This window comes from Nocardia ninae NBRC 108245, assembly GCF_007990755.1.
Classification (GTDB): Bacteria; Actinomycetota; Actinomycetes; order Mycobacteriales; family Mycobacteriaceae; genus Nocardia; species Nocardia ninae.
Window position 1 is genome coordinate 17,662 of sequence record NZ_BJXA01000085.1, and the last position, 18,221, is coordinate 35,882.

13 protein-coding genes are annotated in these 18,221 nt (G+C 69.3%); 4 read left to right on the forward strand and 9 right to left on the reverse strand.

The annotated features are described in order from the left end of the window. Positions 1-668: 668 nt before the first annotated feature. The gene (locus NN4_RS37585) at positions 669-872 is read left to right on the forward strand and encodes a cold-shock protein (protein ID WP_069166293.1); all 204 of its coding nucleotides are present in this window, start codon (positions 669-671) and stop codon (positions 870-872) included. A 56-nt stretch (positions 873-928) separates the two neighbouring features. Here the strand turns inward: NN4_RS37585 and NN4_RS37590 are convergent, their stop codons facing one another. The 8 genes from NN4_RS37590 to recC all read right to left on the reverse strand — a co-directional run bounded on the left by NN4_RS37590 (position 929) and on the right by recC (position 12,614). Next, entirely contained in the window at positions 929-1,441 is a 513-nt protein-coding gene (locus tag NN4_RS37590; RefSeq protein ID WP_147141124.1) for a methylated-DNA--[protein]-cysteine S-methyltransferase, read from the reverse strand. A 62-nt stretch (positions 1,442-1,503) separates the two neighbouring features. Further along, complete coding sequence (locus NN4_RS37595; RefSeq protein WP_147141127.1) at positions 1,504-1,782, reverse strand: Ada metal-binding domain-containing protein; 279 nt, start codon at positions 1,780-1,782, stop codon at positions 1,504-1,506. Further along, positions 1,769-2,491 carry a 2OG-Fe(II) oxygenase gene (locus NN4_RS37600; protein WP_147141128.1) on the reverse strand — a complete coding sequence of 241 codons (723 nt, stop codon included), beginning with the start codon at positions 2,489-2,491 and terminating at the stop codon, positions 1,769-1,771. The genes NN4_RS37595 and NN4_RS37600 overlap by 14 nt, the downstream gene beginning before the upstream one ends. Further along, positions 2,488-3,102: a methylated-DNA--[protein]-cysteine S-methyltransferase gene (locus tag NN4_RS37605; RefSeq protein WP_147141142.1), complete on the reverse strand. Its 615-nt coding sequence runs from the start codon at positions 3,100-3,102 to the stop codon at positions 2,488-2,490. Before NN4_RS37605 ends, NN4_RS37600 begins: the two co-directional genes overlap by 4 nt. Then, positions 3,102-3,575, reverse strand: coding sequence for an RNA polymerase sigma factor (locus NN4_RS37610; protein ID WP_135237382.1), 474 nt, complete (start codon positions 3,573-3,575; stop codon positions 3,102-3,104). The genes NN4_RS37605 and NN4_RS37610 overlap by 1 nt, the downstream gene beginning before the upstream one ends. A gap of 49 nt (positions 3,576-3,624) precedes the next feature. After that, the gene (gene recD, locus NN4_RS37615; RefSeq protein WP_147141131.1) at positions 3,625-5,535 is read right to left on the reverse strand and encodes an exodeoxyribonuclease V subunit alpha; all 1,911 of its coding nucleotides are present in this window, start codon (positions 5,533-5,535) and stop codon (positions 3,625-3,627) included. Between the two features lie 73 nt (positions 5,536-5,608). Then, positions 5,609-9,094 carry a UvrD-helicase domain-containing protein gene (locus tag NN4_RS37620; protein ID WP_147141144.1) on the reverse strand — a complete coding sequence of 1,162 codons (3,486 nt, stop codon included), beginning with the start codon at positions 9,092-9,094 and terminating at the stop codon, positions 5,609-5,611. Positions 9,095-9,233: 139 nt separating this feature from the next. Beyond that, positions 9,234-12,614, reverse strand: a complete 3,381-nt coding sequence (recC, locus tag NN4_RS37625) for an exodeoxyribonuclease V subunit gamma (protein ID WP_147141133.1) — start codon at positions 12,612-12,614, stop codon at positions 9,234-9,236. A 675-nt stretch (positions 12,615-13,289) separates the two neighbouring features. Here recC and NN4_RS37635 point away from each other — a divergent pair. Then, positions 13,290-14,135, forward strand: a complete 846-nt coding sequence (locus NN4_RS37635) for a serine hydrolase (protein ID WP_147141135.1) — start codon at positions 13,290-13,292, stop codon at positions 14,133-14,135. 28 nt (positions 14,136-14,163) lie between these two features. Here NN4_RS37635 and NN4_RS37640 read toward each other — a convergent pair whose 3' ends face one another. After that, complete coding sequence (locus NN4_RS37640) at positions 14,164-15,675, reverse strand: cytochrome P450 (protein ID WP_147141137.1); 1,512 nt, start codon at positions 15,673-15,675, stop codon at positions 14,164-14,166. Between the two features lie 266 nt (positions 15,676-15,941). On the opposite strand from NN4_RS37640, the gene NN4_RS37645 reads away from it, so the two are divergent. Both NN4_RS37645 and NN4_RS37650 read left to right on the forward strand, forming a co-directional pair. Next, on the forward strand, positions 15,942-17,381 hold the full coding sequence (locus tag NN4_RS37645; protein ID WP_147141139.1) for an NAD(P)/FAD-dependent oxidoreductase: 1,440 nt from the start codon (positions 15,942-15,944) through the stop codon (positions 17,379-17,381). A 326-nt stretch (positions 17,382-17,707) separates the two neighbouring features. After that, positions 17,708-18,221, forward strand: a 514-nt coding sequence (locus NN4_RS37650) for a hypothetical protein (protein WP_147141140.1), incomplete at its 3' end; no start/stop codon positions are given.

Sequence of the window (18,221 nt, forward strand, 5' to 3'; positions counted from 1 at the left end):
CCCGCGACGCTGTGCTCGATCAGCCAGGCGATCCCTAGCGCAGCACGCCAAATTTCAGCCCACCCCCCCACCTGCCAAGAATTTACGAAAGACTCGACACGGAGGTGTGCCAGGCGTATAAGCAGTCCGCCACATGCAGCCGAGCGCGCCTCGCGCACCAATTTGCGGACCAGGAAATTTCGCTCGCACCCGCGACGACCGTGCACACCATCGACATGAGCCCGAACGGAACTACCCACTGGACGTCAGCGAACAAATCACACTAAAACCGGCAGATTCGCCCCGAAATGTCCGAATCGGCCCCACCACGCCCCTGCCATACTCGCGCCGCCCCGACCGAGACACGCCCAGGCCAGCGCGGTCCAGCACCGACCCGATCGACCACGCCACGAGCACCGAACCCCCGCGGCGCGCCGAGCGAACAAAATTGGTTGTCGAGCACGCCGCCCAGGCGCCGCCACGCACAATCGGCGAGAAAAAGGTAGGCTTGCGCGGCGCTACCGCTGTCGGCTGTAGGCCGGTAGCACAGTGAGCGGAGAATGCTTTTGCACACAATCCGCCCGCCCGCGTTAACCATGCGGCAAGCGCGCATGGAATGCTGTCCACCGAGTCCTTGTTTTTCGCAAGATTTCCGTGGACTGAACAATCACCGAGTAAGAGGAGAAAATATGACACAGGGCGTCGTCAAGTGGTTCAACGCGGAGAAGGGGTTCGGCTTCATCGCGCAGGACGGCGGCGGTCCCGACGTCTTCGTCCACTACTCGGCTCTCGGCGGGTCCGGGTTCAAGTCCCTCGATGAGGGACAGCGCGTGGAGTTCGAGGTCGGCCAGGGCCAGAAGGGTCCGCAGGCCACGGACGTCCGCGCCATCTGATCAGGCCGGATTGAGCTCCTCCCACTCACGTGGTGGGAGGGGCACACCTGCCTCGTTCAGGCCAGTAGCACGGGCAGCAGGAGATCGACCGCCTCGAGGTCCAGCAGCGCGCGTTTGACAGGCAGTCCACCCGCATAGCCGGTGAGAGCGCCGTCCGCGCCGAGGACCCGATGGCACGGAATCAGCATCAACAGTGGGTTGCGCGCCAACGCGCCGCCGACCTTGCGGGCGTCCGCGGGTCCACGGCCGAGCGCGCGAGCGAGCGCCCCGTACGTGGTCGTGTCGCCATACCGAGTGGTGCTTTCCAGAGTTTCCAGGACTTGACGGTCGAAGGCGCTCAGCGCGGACCGATCCGTGCGCACGGTGAACTCGCGGCGGGTGCCCGCCAGATAGCCGTCGAGCTGAGCGACCGCCGTCACCACATATTCCAACGCACACGAGTTCTCGGCCGTCGGCGTGGCCGGAGCGTCGTCGGTGAAGACCACCCGGCTGACGCCCACCGAGCTGGCTTCGATCCGGACGTTGCCGAGGGGCGTGGCGTGCACTGTCCGGGCGGCTGAGATCTGCATGATGTGCTCCTGTTCGGCGATCTAGTCACCCAGTAGACGGTGGCCGAGCCCGGAACGTGAGATCACTGAGATTTGTTGTCCCGCGCGACTTTCCACGCGGCGTACCGCTCCGGTAGACACACCGCACACGGCCGATAGCCCGCACTGATCGCGGTGGACTCGTCGGCGAAGAAGACCCGATGCGTGCGGTAGGCACCGCGCGCCAAGGCACGCGCGGCGGACGGGCAGTCCAGGCGACCGTAAACCCTGCCGCGCCGATGACCGCCGTACCGGCCGGGTGTTGGACTGCGGTACGGGCGGCCGTCTGCGTCGAGCAACGTGTAGTCGCTACTGGGCGTCATGCAGCACGAGGCCGAGGGTGTGCCGGATACCGCCACGGATCCGGCTGACACCGTGACGCACCGGGGCACGAGACCAGCCGCGGCTCGACGGGGTCGGCCGGTCGCGCGTGGTGAAGATCAGCCCGTGCCCCTGCTCCAACACGGTGACGGTGGCCTTGGACTGCGCCCTCGCCCGCTGCTCGACCAGCAGGAACTCACCACCGGTGTGGTCGACCCCCGGCCGGTCCAGACCGATCACCACTTGCAGCGGGAACACCAGATCACCGTAGAGGTCACGGTGCAAGGCATTCCAGTCACCTTCGGTGTAGCGCAACAGAATCGGCGTCGGCTTGCCCTGCCCGGCGGCGTGGCAGGCGTCGAGCCAGTCGGCGAAGTCGTCCGGCCACGGCGCCGGATCACCGAGCCGTTCGGCCCAGGACCGGGCCACCGGCAACAACTTTCGGTAGAACGCCGCGCGCAGCGTCATGATCGGATCGGGCACCGGATCGGCGAAGTAGCGGTAGGTGCCCTGACCGAACCGATAGCGCGCCATGTCGATGGTCGAGCGGAATCGCGCTACGTCGTCCCACATTTCGGTGAAGTCGGCGCATTCGTCGGGCGTCAGGATCGGGCCGGTCTGGGCGCAGCCGTAGGTGTCGAGCTCATCGACCAGCGTCGGCCAGGACTGCGCGTCCACCCGATCAGCCAGGGGGGCAAGGGTTTCACTCATGCCGCCTCCAGCGTCAGCAACGTCGTCTTCGCCTCGATGCCGCCCACGTACTGGCCGATCGATCTGTCACTGCGCACCACCCGATGGCACGGAATCACCACGGGCAGTGGGTTGTGCGCGCAGGCCGAGCCGACCGCACGAACCGCCCGGGGATTACCGACGGCGGCCGCGACGGCCGCATAGCTTTCGCGACGCCCATAGCCGATGTCGGTGAGATGCTCGATCACCTGACGGCGGAATCCACCGGTCAGTTGCAGATCGAGCGGCAGGTCGAAATGCGTTCGGGCACCGGCGAAGTACTCGTCGATCTCGCGCGCCGCGGCGTCCAGACGCGCCGGTGCGGCGAGTACCCGCGGGCTGACCCGCTCGGCCAGCGTGGTGAGGACGGCGTCGTGGTCCTCGTTGGGGTAGGCGACACGCACCAGACCCGTGGGGGTCGCCGCGAGCAGCAGCGTGCCGACGGGCGTGTCCATGGTGCGGTAGGCGACGTCGAGCAGTCCCGCGGACTGCGCGTCCACGGCCAACCGGCGGCGCAGCTCGGCCAGCAGGGCACGGTCGGGGGTGAGGCCGTCGAACAGGCCGTCCGGGTCGCCACGGTCGATGGTGGCCATCATGAGTCATCCTTCGGGTAGAGCTTGCGCAGCGTTTTGAGGCCGTCGGCGGCGGCGCGGCGGGCGGCATCGGTGGAGTTGCCGAGCAGCACGGCGATCTCGGCGTGTGGCAGGCCTGCCAGGTAGTGGTAGGCGACCGCCTGGCGTTGCTTGGGCGGCAACGCTTTCAGGGCGGCCCAGAGGTGCGGGTCATAATCGGCCGGGTCGGGGTCGGTGGCCGGGCGTTCGGGCAGTGTCTCCGCCGGCACCGGGGCGCGGGTGAGCGCCCGGCCGACGTCGATCGCGCGACGGTGCGCGATGGTGACCAACCAGGCCTCGATGTTCGCCCCCGGGTCGAGGTCGGGATACGCGCGCAGGGCGGACAGGAACGTCTCCGACCACGCGTCGGCCGCATCGGTCGGACCGAGCACCGCCCGGCAGACGCGCAGCACCATCGGGCCGTACTCGGCCACCACTTCCTCGAACGGAGGCAATCTCACACTGGGTAGACGTCCACGACGCCGGAAACGTGAGATGCGCCGGTCATCGGCCGTCCGCACGGCGGGACAGCCCGCTGGCGCGCAGCACCCGGCGTGCGATACCTGCCCTGATCGACTCGTCGGTACCGATCACCCGGACGTGGCGGCGGGCGCGGGTGATCGCCGTGTACAGCAGTTCCCGCGTCAGCAACGTCGATTCCGGCTCGGGCAGGACCACCGACACGGTGTCGTACTGGCTGCCCTGGCTGCGGTGGATGGTCATGGCGAACACGGTGACCACGGCCGGGAACTGGGTGGGATGCACGAGGTACGGCTCGCTGCCGCGTTGCAGCGCGGCGCGCAGTGAACCGTCGGGCATCCGCACGACGACGCCGGTGTCCCCGTTGTAGATGCGGGCCTCATGGTCGTTGGCGGTGACCAGCAGCGGCTGGCCGGGATACCAGGGCGCCAGGTGCGAATCGGGGCCCGCACCCCCGGCGGCCGCCCACTCGGCGGCCATCCGGTCCCAGCGCTCGACACCGAACGGACCCTGCCGGTGCGCGCACAGCAGACGGTGCGATTCGAGGGCGGTGAGCGCGCCCGCGGCGTCACCGTCGAGCGCGGCCGTGGTTACCTCGCGTGCCGCGCGCACGACATCGGCTCGCACACCGGCCATCTCGTCGGGTGCGCTCAGTGACAGTTCGTCACCGCCCGCGCGGAGCAGTTCGAGCGCAGTATCGGCGTCACCGGCGCGCACCGCGACCGCGAGGTCGGCGATCCGCCCGCCGAAGCGACGGCCGCGGGTCAGCCGAACGATGCCGCCGCGCAGGCGAGTTCGCTCCAGCGTGGTCAACGCCGCCGAATTGCTGTCCGGCGCGGCCGATTCCGGTGAATCCGCGCCGAGGATCTCGTCGAGCATCGGATTCGGGGTGCCCGCAACGGGTCCCGCGACGAGGTCGGCCAGCACCGCGCCCGCGTCGACCGAGGCGAGCTGGTCCGGGTCGCCGACGAGCACCAGCCGGGTATCGGGGCGCAGCGCGGCGAACAGCCTGCTCATCATGGTGAGCGACACCATGGAGGTTTCGTCGACGACGATCACGTCGTAAGGGAGCCGGTTGAATTCGTGGTATTTGAACCGGGTGGTGCGGCCACGCTGCCAGCCGAGCAGGCGGTGCAGGGTGGCGGCGGTGAGGTCGGGCAGGCCGAGCTCGTCGGCCTGCTCGCGCACGGCCTCCTGGAGGCGCGCGGCCGCCTTGCCCGTCGGCGCGGCCAACGCGATCCGCAGTGCGGGCAGTTTGGGATTGGCTTTGCGGTGCGCGTCGAGCAGGCCGATGATGCGCGCGATGGTGTGCGTCTTGCCGGTGCCCGGACCGCCGGCCACCACCGTGGTCCAGTGGGTCGCGGCGAGGGCGGCGGCGAGCCGCTGGCGGTCGGGGACGCCGCCGACCGGTGCGTCGAACAGCCGATCCAGTTCGCGGCGTACGATATTCGGGTCGACCACCGGGTGGTGCCCGGACCGCTCGGTGAGCACCCGGCGAACAGTCTGCTCCTGCTGGTAGTACCGGTCCAGATAGAGCAGCGGGCCGGTGTCGTCACGGCGCTGCGACTCCACCAGCCGCAAGGGGCACAGCGGGCCTGCGGGCCCACCGGTCACCAGCGGGCTGACCCGCAGCGCGGCCACCACCGCGTCGATATCGGGCCACGGCAGCGTCGCCGGATCGATGCGCTCGCCGGTGTCCCAGGTCTCGTCGGCGTCGATGCCGATCTCGCGCATCCGGTGCAGCTCCAGGCACACCGAACCGGAGCGCACCGCACGCACTGCCAGCGCCGCCGCGAACAGCACCGCCTCGGTGTCCTCCCGCCCCAACCGCCCCAGGCGAACCGCGACATGCACGTCCGCGGCCGACAGCACCCCCGCCTCGTTGAACGTCCGCAGCAACCCGGTCCCCCGCTGCGCCAACTGAATCGAGGTCACCAACCCACCTTCCGGGCCGAGCCGCTGCTCGGCCGGTAGTCGCGCCGCGCGGGCGCGGGCCTGCAGGCGACGGTCATCGGGTGACCTCGCCGGCCAGCAGGCGCGACAGCGCGATGATGAGAGCAGCGGGCGGATTCCAGTCGAAAACGCCGTAACCGTTCGGGGTTTCGGGGCCGACCATGCCGCGGACGAACAGGTAGCGGGCGCCCCCGAGGTGCCGGGCGGGGTCGTAGCCGGGCAGCCGCCAGCGCAGGTAGCGGTGCAACGCGACCGCGTACAGCAGAGCCTGCAGCGGGTAATGCGAGCGCATCATCTCAGCGGCCATCCGGTCGCGCGTGTAGTGCTCGACGGTGAGGTCGCCGGTGCCGAGGCGGTTGGTCTTGTAGTCGACGATCACGAATCTGGTGTCCGCGCCGTCGGTTACCCGCAGCACAGCGTCGATACTGCCGGTCAGGTAGCCGCGCAACGGAATGTCGTCCAGGGTCGCCAGGTGGTCGGCGTAGACGAAAAGGTCGTCGCCGGAGGGCAAGTGGGTGCGCAGCAAGTCCGCGATCTGCCGCAGCGTCGCCGATTCGGCGCGCGGCACGTCGCCACCCGCCAGCGGCAGCTCGAACTCCAACTCGTTCAAGCGATCTCGGCTGGAGATGTCGGCGAGCGAGCCGATACCGAGCGGCGTGCGCAGCACAGCAAGTAGGGCGGTGCTGAGCACTTCCGGATCGGCTTCGGCCATGAGTTCGTCGACCGCCGCGCGGCAACGCTTGTCCACCTCGGCGGCCAGATCCGGTGCGTCCGTGTCGATCAACTCGAGCACGCCATGCACCAGAGTGCCGAACTCGGCGCCGTAGGGCAGCGAGTTCATCAGCGACGGCGCGCCTGCGAATACCTCTTCGACCTCGGCGACCATCGGGGCGCTCGGCTCGTCGGCCGGCCCACGGGTGTCCTCGGGTTCGATCTCCAGCTCGGGCGTGACCGGGCCGTGCGCGGAGGCGGTCAACGCCGAGTAGGAGGTGCGCCGCCACAGTTGGTCCAGCTTGCGGTCGAAGCGGGCGGCGGCGAGATCGCCGGTGACCGGTTCGGTGCGCACGCGCTGGATCGCGACATCGTCCGTTCCGGCGACGGCCGTCACCGAGATGGCTTGCGCCGCGCCCCCGGCCCACGCCGAAAGCATGCTCGGCGCAACGGCATCCGCGGGCACGGCGGCCCGCGGCGGTACGGTGTCGCCGCCGTCCGGGCGACCAAGGATCATCCGATGCAGCGGCGAGGCCGCGGTGGTGATCGCGGGCGCCCACCACGCGACGACCTGGCACATGGCCCGGGTCAGCGCGACGTAGAGCAGGCGCAGTTCCTCGCCGGCCTCCTCGGTCTCGCTGCGCAGCTTGCGTTCGGCGTATCCCGACGCGTCCGGGCCGCCGACGTCGAGCACGCGCATGTCGTTGTCGTCGTGGAACAGCAGCGTCGCCGGATACGGGTTCTTCGCGTTGTCCCAGGCGAACGGCAAGTACACGATGGGGAATTCGAGCCCCTTGCTGGCGTGCACGGTGGCGATCTGCACGGCCGCGGCATCGCGGTCGAGCCTGCGGCTGCGGTCGGCGACGGTGCCCGACGCGGGATCACGCACCCGATCAGCCAGCCAGCGGGTCAACGCGGTCAGCCCGAGGGACTCGGTGAGTGCCACTTGATCGAGCAGTTGCGCGATGTGCCGCAGATCGGTCAGCTGCCGCTCCCCGTTCTCGACGGCGAGCAGCCGCTGCGCCAAATCGGCTTCGGCGGAGATCTTTTCGAATACCGCGGCGAACCCGGCGCGGGCGAACAGCCGGGCGGCATCGCGCAGCTGGGAGCTGACCCGGCCGACCAGATCTGCACCGCCGCTATCGATCTCGGCGGCGGTGACACCGATCAATGGTGTGCACGCCGCCAGCCGCACCCGGTCACCGCGATGCGGCTGCTCCAGTGCGCGCAGCAGCCACAGCCAGTCGGTGGCACTGCTGGTCGCGAACACACTGGTACCGCCCGCGAGCACGGAGGCGACACCGACCCGGTCCAAAGCCGCACGCACGACGTCGATTTGGGAACGCGTCCGCACCAGCACAGCGATATCGCCGGGGCTGATCGGCCGACGCACTACAGCGCCAGGGGAACCGTCGGCACCCGGTTGTCCGGCATCACCCGAAGGACCCGTTCTGCCGGTCGAATGGTCGGCTTCCCGACTCGACGGATCGACAATCGGCCCACCCAACGTGGCAGCCACCCCGGCATGCGGCCCCGCCACCACCGGCTCCTGACCGGCGTGCCGTGCCGAAGTGGCCAACGAGGTACCCGACTCGAGCAGCCGGACAATATCGGCGGCCAGATCGTCGGCGACCTTCGCGCGCATCCGACCCACCGCCGGGAACCCGGACTTGTTCAGCGGCCCCGCACCAGTGCGCGGCAAGCACCGCATCCGCATCGGCGTGACCAAATCTTCCGGCCCCGACAGTCGCGACCACGGCCGAGTGGCGGCCACCGGATACACGGTGATCTCCTTGTGCCCCAACGCCGCACCACCTTGCAGATGGTCCAGCGCGGCCAGCAGCCCGGCGTCACTGCGCCAGTTGGTGGTGAGCTCCTTGCGGGTGTCCGCGTGCCCGACCGCATCCAGATAGCTGAGTACCTCGGCACCGCGGAAGGCGTAGATGGCCTGCTTCGGATCACCGACCAGCACCAGCGTGGTGTGCCCATGGAACGAGCGGCGCAAGATGTCCCATTGCAGCGGATCGGTGTCCTGGAATTCATCGACCAGCGCGACCCGATAGCGCTCGCGAATACGGCGGCATGCGCGCGGCCCGTGCTCGGTGTCGGCGAGCACATCGTGCAACAGCACCAGCAGGTCGTCGAAGTCGCGCAGCCCGGCCAGCCGTTTCCGGCGTTCGGTTTCCGCGCGGACCGCCGCCGCGAAGGCCACCCGCTCCCCCGCCGCGCCGTCGCCCTTCGGCATCAGCACCGCGTGCCGGTCGCGCACGGCGGCCAGCGCCAGCGTGTGCGCCTCCTTCACCGAGAACGGCGGTTCGGTGCGGGCGTAGCGGTTCAGATAGAGGTCGTCGGCGACCGTGCCGACCAGTTCGTCGACGTTCTCGACCAGCCGCGAACCGGGATCGTGCTCGCCGGCCAGCCCGAGCTCGTCCAGCATCCGCTGGCAGAAGCTGTGCGTGGTGGCGATGGTGCCCGCGTCGAAATCCGAGAGGGCGGCGAGCAATCGGGCCCGCCGACGCCGTACCTCGTCCGAGTCCGCCTGCGCGAGATGCCGAATCAGCTCGTCGGCGTGCGCACGCGCCAGTTCGGGATCCGCCAGACCCGCCGCGACGACCACGAACCGATCCCGCGTACGTTCCCGCAACTCCTGGGTGGCCGCACGGCTGAACGTCACCAGCAGCAACTGCGAGACATCGATCCCGGCCTCGGCCACGTACCGCACCGCCAGCCCGACGATCGCGTGCGTCTTACCGGTTCCCGCGCTGGCCTCCAGCACGGTCGTCCCGGTGGGCAGCGGTCCGTACGGCTCGAAACTGTCGGGCGCGTCCATCTCGGGCACCACGAACGAGGTGTCTTGCACGGTCACGCGAACACCCGCCTTTCGACCCGCCGAAACCGCCATTCTGCCGGTCCGACGGGTCGCTCGGTGCCACCGACACGCGTGACGGACACCGCCATACCGCCGAGGTTCACGGTTGCCCCTGGCTCTCGGCGCTCAGCAACGGCACCCACATACGACGGGCCAGCGCGCCGAAGCGGGTGGTCTCGCCGGGTTCGCCGGGTGGCGCGGGAATCTCCATCAGGTGTTCCAGGCGCGGCGCCGGACCCCAGACGTAGCGCAGGTGGCGGTCGGTGTGGTCACCGAAGGGGCCGGGTCCGTTCGGGCCGCCGTTGAATTCGCGTTCGGCGGCGACGATGGCTTCGTCGGTGTTGGCGCCGCGGAACCGGCGTTCGGCGTAGGCGGCGGTGGCGCCGGGGGCGATCGGCAGCGGCTCGGTGAGCCCGGCATCGCGCAGCGAGACGAGTTCGCGCAGGATGCCCCTGGCCGCAGGCATATCCGGCGCGGTGATCTCCGAACGCCATGCGGGACGGCCGAATTGACCGCGGCCGGTGGTGACGGCGCGCCAGGTGCGATCCTCGGTGACGGCGAGGGCCAGCAGCGACACCCAGGCGGCGATCCGGTGTTTCGGGGCGAGGCGGGAGAAGGTGGTGCGGACCAGGGTCTCGCCGCGCACCTCCGGCACGGTGCCGGTGAGCCTGCGACCGTTGCCGAGATCCACCGCGATGTCGACGGCGCGCGGGGCACCCTCGTAGTCGCCCTGCGAGGCACGCACCAGTTTGTCCACGGTGTGCTCGACCTCGTCGAGGACCGCGGCACCGAAACCGAAGGGCGGCAACGTACCACGCCGCCACTCGGCGGCCCGGAGTCCGGCCGGGTCGGCACCGGTGAGGCGGGCGGCCAGGAGTCGTTCGCCCAGCTCCCATTTCGCCAGGCCGTCCAGTTCGATGGGCAGCCGGTCGGCGATGTCCTCCTCGTGCTCGGGGACGCGCAGACCGAGCCGCTGCCACAGGAAGGCGCGGATCGGGTGCTCGACGAACGAGATCAGGTCGGCCAGTGCCACATCCGTGAGTTCCGGCGCGGGCAGCGGCTCGGGCAGGAACGCCGGGCGCGGCTGTGCGGGCTCCCCGGCGGACAGGGCACCGGCGAGCGCGACGGTGTCGAAACTGAACGGGGCATCGGACCGGAAGTTGCGGCGGTCGAAGGCCTGCAACGGATGTCGGGTCACCACCGCGTCCATGCCCGCCGCACCGACATACGCCCGCAGCACGTCGAGCAGCTCGGCCACCGGGATGGCAGGCGGGCGGTGGGCGCCGGTCACCGGGTCGGCGCCGGTATGGAAGACCAGCAGCTTGTCTTGTGCCGCGAGCATCGCGTCGAGCAGCAGCTGCCGGTCCTCGCTGCGCGGATCGCGTTCGCCCAGTAGCGGATTGCGGGCGAGCACGTCGTCGCCGTCCACGCCGCTGGTGCGCGGGAACACGTCGTCGTCCAAGCCCAGCAGCACCACCACGCGATGCGGCACCGAACGCATCGGCACCATGGTGCACACGGTCAGCTCGCCGGTGCGGAAGTTGGCGCGGGTCGGCGCGGCCGCCAGCCGGGAGTGCAGCAGCACCGCGACGTCGGCCAGCCGCAGCGGCACATCGCCCGCGTGCTCGGTGGCGGCGGCCAGCTCCTGGCGGGCCTCGGTGCGGACCCAAGCCTGGGAATCCGGTACGTCCGTCAGCAGATCCAGCGCGCGGCCGAGCACCGTAGCCCAGTCGTGGGCCGGGCGCGGGCCGCGCAGATCGCGCAGGCAGACCGCGAGCCGGTCGATGAATTCGGCGAACCGGCCTGCCAAGTCGACGTCGTTGCTGTCCACGTCGTCCAGCGGCAACGCGAGATCCAGCCAGTCCTCGGAGGTTTCACCCGCGGTGACACCGAGCAGGATGCGATCCACCGCGGCGTTCAACGTGTTCTGCGCGAAGTCGGCGAGCCCGAACGCCTGTCGCTGCCGCTGCCCGATCCCCCAGCGCGCGCCGGACTCGGCGGCCCACTCACGCAACCGCTCGATATCGTCGTCGTCGAAACCGCAACGCCGCCGGACCGTTTCGGCCGCTGCCAGATCGAGTACCTGCGTCACGGTGACCCGGCCGTCGGCCAGCTCCAGCAGCACACCGATCACCGCGAGCAACGGATTGGTGATGCCGCGGCCCCGGTCGGCGAGCCGGACCCGCAGCCGGTGCGCCGGGTGCGCCGAATCCGGCGCCTGCTCGGTCGATCCCGGCAGCCGCTGCCCGAACGCCGCGCGCACCAGCGGCGCGTACGCCTCCACCTCGGGACACATGACCAGCACATCCCTGGGCTCCAGGGTCTCGTCCGCGGCGAACAACCCGAGCAGGCATTCCCGCAGCACCTCGACCTGGCGGGCGGGTCCGTGGCAGGCGTGCACCTGCACCGTGCCGTCCCCGGCGCACACGCCCACCGGCGGCCAGCGGTCGTCGCGGATACCCGCCTGCAACGCACCGAGCAACGTCTGCGTATCCCCTTCCGGCACAAGCTCATCCGACGCGATCGGATAGTAGGTGTCGGAGGTCGCGGTCAGGCGCTGCTGGAGTTCCCGCACGTCACGGGCGAGCCCGGCCAACAGCGGGTGGCCGACGACGCTGCCGCTGAGATCGGCGGCGCGCGAACCAGCGGCCGGACTCCCGGCCAGCTCGGTCCACATCACCGGACTCGGGTGCGGCAGCCACAGATGAATCTCCCGCGTCGCCGCCAACGCCGACAGCACGGCAAGTTGATCGGTGGACATCCTGGTTGCGCCGAACAACGAAAACCGCGCCGGAATTGGAACAAGTTCAGGCTCCGCGCGCAGCCGCGCGCACGCCGCCTCGAGACGCTCGGCCGGACTCGGCGCACCCACCTCCGCGCGCAGCCGCCGCCACAGCTCCGGCTGCCACAGCAGATCGTCGGGCACCGGGTTGCCCGCGCCGTCGGTATCGGACCCGGCGGCCCATTCGGTGATGAGCCGCGGTCGCTGCGCCGCGTAGCTGTCGAACAGCGCGGCCAAGTGCGCGGCGGTGGCGTAGCGGCGCCCGATGCGGTGGTCGCGCCCGGCCGGGTCCCGCGCGCCGAGATGCCGGGCGAGCACCGCGCACCACGGCTCGCCGAGGGAGGCGTCGATCACCCGCAGCAACGTCCACACGACGCGCTCACCGGCCCACGGATCGTCCTCCGGGCGCACCCCGCTCGCCGCCGCCGACGCGGTGGCGACCAGGCCGGACGGCGAAGGGAACTGGATGTTAGCGGCGACACCATCGGACGAGGCGGAGTCGAACGACGGGGCGAACGCCGCCGCGCCGGACACGCCGAGCACCCCGGACAACCGCTGCGTCAACCACCGCTCCACACCCTTCGCGGGCACCGCGACCACCTCCGCCGCGAACGGGTCGGGCAGCGGCGCGGCCAGCAGTTCGGCCAGCCCATCCGCCAGAACATCGGCGCGCTCGGCACGGTGGATGTGCAGCGGCATCTGCGCCCTCTCGGTAGGTGGAGTATCGGACGGCGCTCGGTGGACGAGCTGCGCGGTGCGCGGCTTGGCGGATTGCTCGGTTGTGGCGAGGCGCCTCGGGCTTCGTGCACGTTTATACGCCCAGCCGCTCCGACACCACTGTGCCACCCCGAAGCAGGTCCGAACGGACTCGTTTCTGTTACCTGTGTGACTGGAGTGAAATGAGCCACATAAGAACACATTCCTACGCCGTGTCCGCTCGGATCCGCGCGCTCGATGTGCAACAGTGCTGAACCGGGGAGGACGAGAGAGCTGCACCGAAAGGCTGGTTCGCGTTCATGATTGCGATGGTGATTCCCCTGGTTCCGCGAGGCGGGTTCACAGTCCGCCGCGTAGGAGATCGCTGGGAGCTCGTCAACTCGCGAGGCTACGGCCGTACCGTCGTCCTACATTCCTGGCCGCGTGATCAGCACACCGAGGCGTTCGAGCACTGCTACCGCCTCAACGGGCGCACGGTAGAGGAATTACAGGCCGCGTTCCGCTGAATGGTTCGTGGTGGCCGAAACCCGCTGGGACGCAAGTACACAACCTTTAGCACACGCCGAATTCGAGCTCAAGACGTGCATCGAGCTCGCGGATGTGCGATCGTGATCCCTCGTGCGTCAACCCTCGCCCGCCACCCGAACCGTTCCCCGCGTGGCCGCATCCGCCTGTGTCCTCGCCGCTGCGGCGATCCTCATTCCCAGCGCGCCCAGCGTGCTGCCGAGCGCGGCCGCCGCGCCACTCGCGCATACCAGCGCGTGCCTGGCCGGTTTCGACTGCGATATGAGCAGTCGGATCGCCGCGGTCGACAAATACCTGACCGGCCGCCCCGGCGTCACCGGTTACGTTGTGCGCGACCGGGTCTCCGGCGGCGTCTACGCGAATGCCAACGCGGAGAACGCGGTCTGGACCGCCTCCACGATCAAACTGGCGATCGCCGAGGATTTGCTGAACCGGGCCAGGGTCGGTGCGATCAACCTGACGCCGGAAGATCGCATGACCATGGAGTCGATGCTCGCCACGTCCAACGACGGCGCGGCCGACCGGCTGTGGAACAAGTACGCCGGCCTGGACCGGATGGCGTTCAACAATGCCTTCCGCAACAACGGCATGAACACCCTGGTTCCGCAGCCGACGAACACCGCGCTGTTCCCGGACTGGTCGTTCCAGAAGTGCACGGCCGCCGACCTGGACCGGCTGATGGACCACATCCTCAACGTCATGCACCCCGACGACCGCAACTACCTGCTGGACCGGATGCGCTCGGTGGACAGCAACCAGCACTGGGGCGTGTGGGGCGCGGGCGCGAACATGCGGCCGGGCCTGAAGAACGGCTGGTCCGCCGAACAGGGTGGCTGGGTGGTGAATTCGGTCGGCTTCGCCGGTCCGAACGAGCGCTACACGCTGGCCATCATGACCTCACTCGGTGACCAGGGCGGCTACACCGAGGGCGCCGACACCGACACCAAGGTGGCCGAGATGCTGCTCGCGGGGCGCTGAGCACGCCCCGCACGCACCCGTCGCGGTTTCAGGCGGAGCGTCGACGCAACACCATCGGCGCTCCGTCCCTCGGGGCCGGAATCGCGTTGAACCCCCACGGCATTCGGTAAGACTCGGGTATCTGCCACGCGTACGCACGCACCAGCGCGGCGATGACCGTCTTCACCTCGAACGTGCCGAAATGCATGCCGATGCACTTGTGCGCGCCCGCACCGAACGGCAGCCAGGCCAGCCGATGCGACTTGTCCTCGCGGCGGGCCTCGCCGAAGCGCTCCGGATCGAACAGCTCCGGCCGGGTCCACAGTTCGGGCAGCAGGTGATTGACCTGATAGGCCAAGTCGATCGGGGTGCCCGCCGGAATGTAGTGGCCCGCGATCTCGGTGTCGCGCACCGCACGACGCGACAAACCGGGCACCGGCGGCATCAGCCGCAGGCTCTCCTTCAGCACCAGATCCAGGTCGCGCAGACCCTCCAACTGGTCGATAGCCGGTGCCGCACCATCGATTTCGGCGTCGAGGGCCAGCACCTCGGCGCGCACCCGCTCCTGCCACTCCGGGTGTTTGCCCAGGTAGTAGGCGATCGCGGTGGCCGTTGTCGTGGTGGTGTCGTGCGCGGCCATGATCAGAAAGATCATGTGGTTCACCACATCCGCGTCCCCGAACACGCCGCCGTCCTCGCTGCGCGCGTGACACAGTCCGGAGAAGAAGTCCGGTGACTCCGAGCGCCGCTTCTCCGGCAGCATCGCGGTGAAGTACTCCTCCAGCACCTTGCGGCCACGCAGCCCGGACCGCCACTTGCCGCCCGGCACCGGATGCCGGACGATCGCCAGACCCGCGTGCGTGCAGTCGATGAACGCGTCGATGAGCTGACGCCGCTGCGGGCCGACATCGACACCCATGAACGTCTCCCCCGCGATGTCGAGGGTCAGTTCCTTGATGGTCGGATACAGCTGCACCGTCCGTTCGGCGTTGCCGCCCTGCGGAACCCAGCGGTCGATGCCGGCGCGGACCACCGGCGTGAGCGCCGCGAGATGCGCTTCCAGGCGCTCCCTGGTGAACGCCTGCTGCATGATCCGGCGGTGGAATTTGTGCTCCTCGAACTCGAGGAGCAGCAGGCCGCGCCGGAAGAACGGGCCGATGAAATAGTCCCAGCCCTGGCCGAAGTCGCGGCGCCGCCGGCCGAGCACCTCGTCGAGCGCCTCCGGCCCGGCGACCAGCACCCGATCGATGCCGAGCGAGGTGTTCACCGTGACCGGTCCATATTTGCGATAGCGGCCGACCATCTCGGCCGGACCCCAGCGCATGTACTGGAGCACTCGGCCCAGGTACGGCAGCCCGGCGTCGCCGTGCACCGCGGTCATCTCGCTGCCCGCCGGCGGTGTCGCGAGGATCTGACGCCGTTCCGGTAGCCGGTGCAATGCCCGATCGAGCAGATGATCGCGCGGTATGTCGATCAGCGCGGCGTTCTCCGATGTTGCTTTGCCGTCGGATCGCCCGCGCAGGCTGGGCTTTCGGCCGACAGCACGGTCCCCGGCGACCATGGCAAACCTCCCTGAAAGAGACATTTATCGTATTCGCTTCTGCGCATTCGTTCGGGTGGTTCGCCGCAACCGAGCACGCGCGATGCTTGCCCGGCAAGCGCGAGGCATCGCAGCGCAACCAGGAGCGCTTACGAGCGCGAATGCGCGAGGCCCACTCGCCCGGAACGGGATGTCGGCGCGACCGGCGAGACAGACCCGACTACGGTTGGGACCTGACCGCAACCGTTCGCGGGGGTCACACCCCAGGTCTGTCGAGGAGCAGGACGATGAACACCCAGTCTGTCCAGAACCGTCGTCACCAGGTGGTGGTGATCGGCTCCGGCTTCGGCGGCTTGTTCGGCACCAAACACCTCAAGCGGGCCGACGTCGACGTCACGTTGATCTCCAAAACCACCTCGCACCTGTTCCAGCCGCTGCTCTACCAGGTGGCCACCGGCATCCTCTCGGTCGGCGAGATCGCACCCGCCACCCGGCTGGTGCTGCGCAAGCAGAAGAACGCGCAGGTGCTGCTCGGCGATGTCATCGACATCGACCTCGAAGCGAAGACGGTCACCTCGCGGCTGCTCAACTCCAACACCGTCACCCCGTTCGACAGCCTGATCGTGGCCACCGGCGCGCAGCAGTCGTACTTCGGCAACAACCAGTTCGCCACCTACGCCCCCGGCATGAAGACCATCGATGACGCGCTCGAGCTACGCGGCCGCATCCTCGGCTCCTTCGAGGGTGCGGAGCTGGCCACCAGCCAGGAGATGCGCGACCGGTTGCTCACCTTCGTGGTGGTCGGCGCCGGACCCACCGGTGTCGAATTGGCCGGGCAGATCGCCGAACTCGCCGACCGCACCCTCGAAGGCACCTTCCACAACATCGATCCGCGCGATGCCCGCGTCGTCCTGCTCGAGGGGGCGGGCGCGGTGCTCGGCCCGATGGGACCCAAGCTCGGCAACAAGGCCAAGCGGCGGCTGGAGAAGATGGGCGTCGAGATCCAGCTCAACGCCATGGTCACCGATATCGACGCGTTGGGTGTCACGGTGAAGGACGCCGACGGCACCATCCGTCGCATCGAATCGTCGTGCAAGGTGTGGTCGGCCGGTGTGCAGGCCAGCCCGCTGGGCAAGATGCTCGCCGAGCGCTCCGACGGCACCGAGGTGGACCGCGCCGGACGCGTCGTGGTCGAGCCGGACCTGACCATCAAGGGGCATCCGAACGTCTTCGTGGTCGGCGACCTGATGTCGGTGCCGGGCGTGCCGGGCCAGGCGCAGGGCGCGATCCAGGGCGCCACCTACGCGGCCAAGGCCATCAAGGCTGGGCTGAACGGTCAAGCGCCGCAAGACCGTAAGCCGTTCAAGTACTTCAACAAGGGCAGCATGGCGACGGTGTCGCGGTTCAACGCCGTGTGCCAGGTCGGCAAGCTGGAGTTCAGCGGGTTCATCGCCTGGCTGGCCTGGCTGGCACTGCACCTGTACTACCTGATCGGCTACCGCAGCCGGATCATCACCGTCATCCAGTGGTTCGTCACCTTCCTCGGCCGCAGCCGCGGGCAGATGGCGGCCACCGAGCAGTGGGTGTTCGCCCGGCTCGCGCTCGAGCAGGTCAACTCGGACGAGGAAGAGGCCGACGAGCTCGCGGCCGCGCTCGGGGCGCCGCCCGCGGACAACCGCAAGCTCGCGGAGAAGGCCAAGGCCGCCATCGACGGCCGGGTGAGCTGAGCCGCACCGCCTGATTCCACCGGAGGCGATCTTCGGTCTGTCCGACAGACCGAAGATCGCCTCCGGTCTGTTTCGGGCGGTGTCCCGCCGTCCATGTCCGGAGTGTCCGGACCCCCGCTCCGAAGCGCATCCGCAACCCACAAGTAGCTATTTGTCGGCAATGGCAGTGCGGACGAGTCGGCCGAAAATGAACCCATCCAGGTGCCCAGCAGATCCGAATGTCGGACGTCGAAAGTGACATCTCTTCTGACCTGACGAAAGGCGATCTACCTATGGGCACAGGCAAGCACAGAGCCCCCAACCCGCAGCGGCAAAAGGTGGGCTCGATGGTCGCGGCTGGTGCGGTACCGCTGGTCCTCGCACTGGTCGGCACCGGCACCGCCAATGCCGAGCCTGCACAACCCAATGTGACGGCACAGCCGGATCAGCCCGCGCAGTGGCCTGCGGCGGAACCGCCGAACGCCATGCCGTACGAGGGCCTGGACATCCCGGACAACACCAAGAGCTCGCTGCAGTGGTCACGGCCGCTGCCGGACAAGAAGTACCTGGCACCGGTCGGTGTGCTGCACGCACCGGTCCCGGTGGCGCCGGTGCCGCCGATCGCGCCGCCGCCCGGCAAGTTCCGCTTCGGCGACGTCCAGGTCGACGCGCCGGACTGGATCGACCAGGAACAGGCCATCCAGATCAATGACAACGCGGCCATCGCCGAGGCCAACCTGGCCACCTTCCTCGACTCGGTCGGCATGGAACGCAGCAGGTCCGACCGGATCGCCGGGCAGACCGTCGGCACGGCCGCCATGGGCGCGCTGGCCGGTGCGGCGTCGGGTGCCCCGTTCGCGG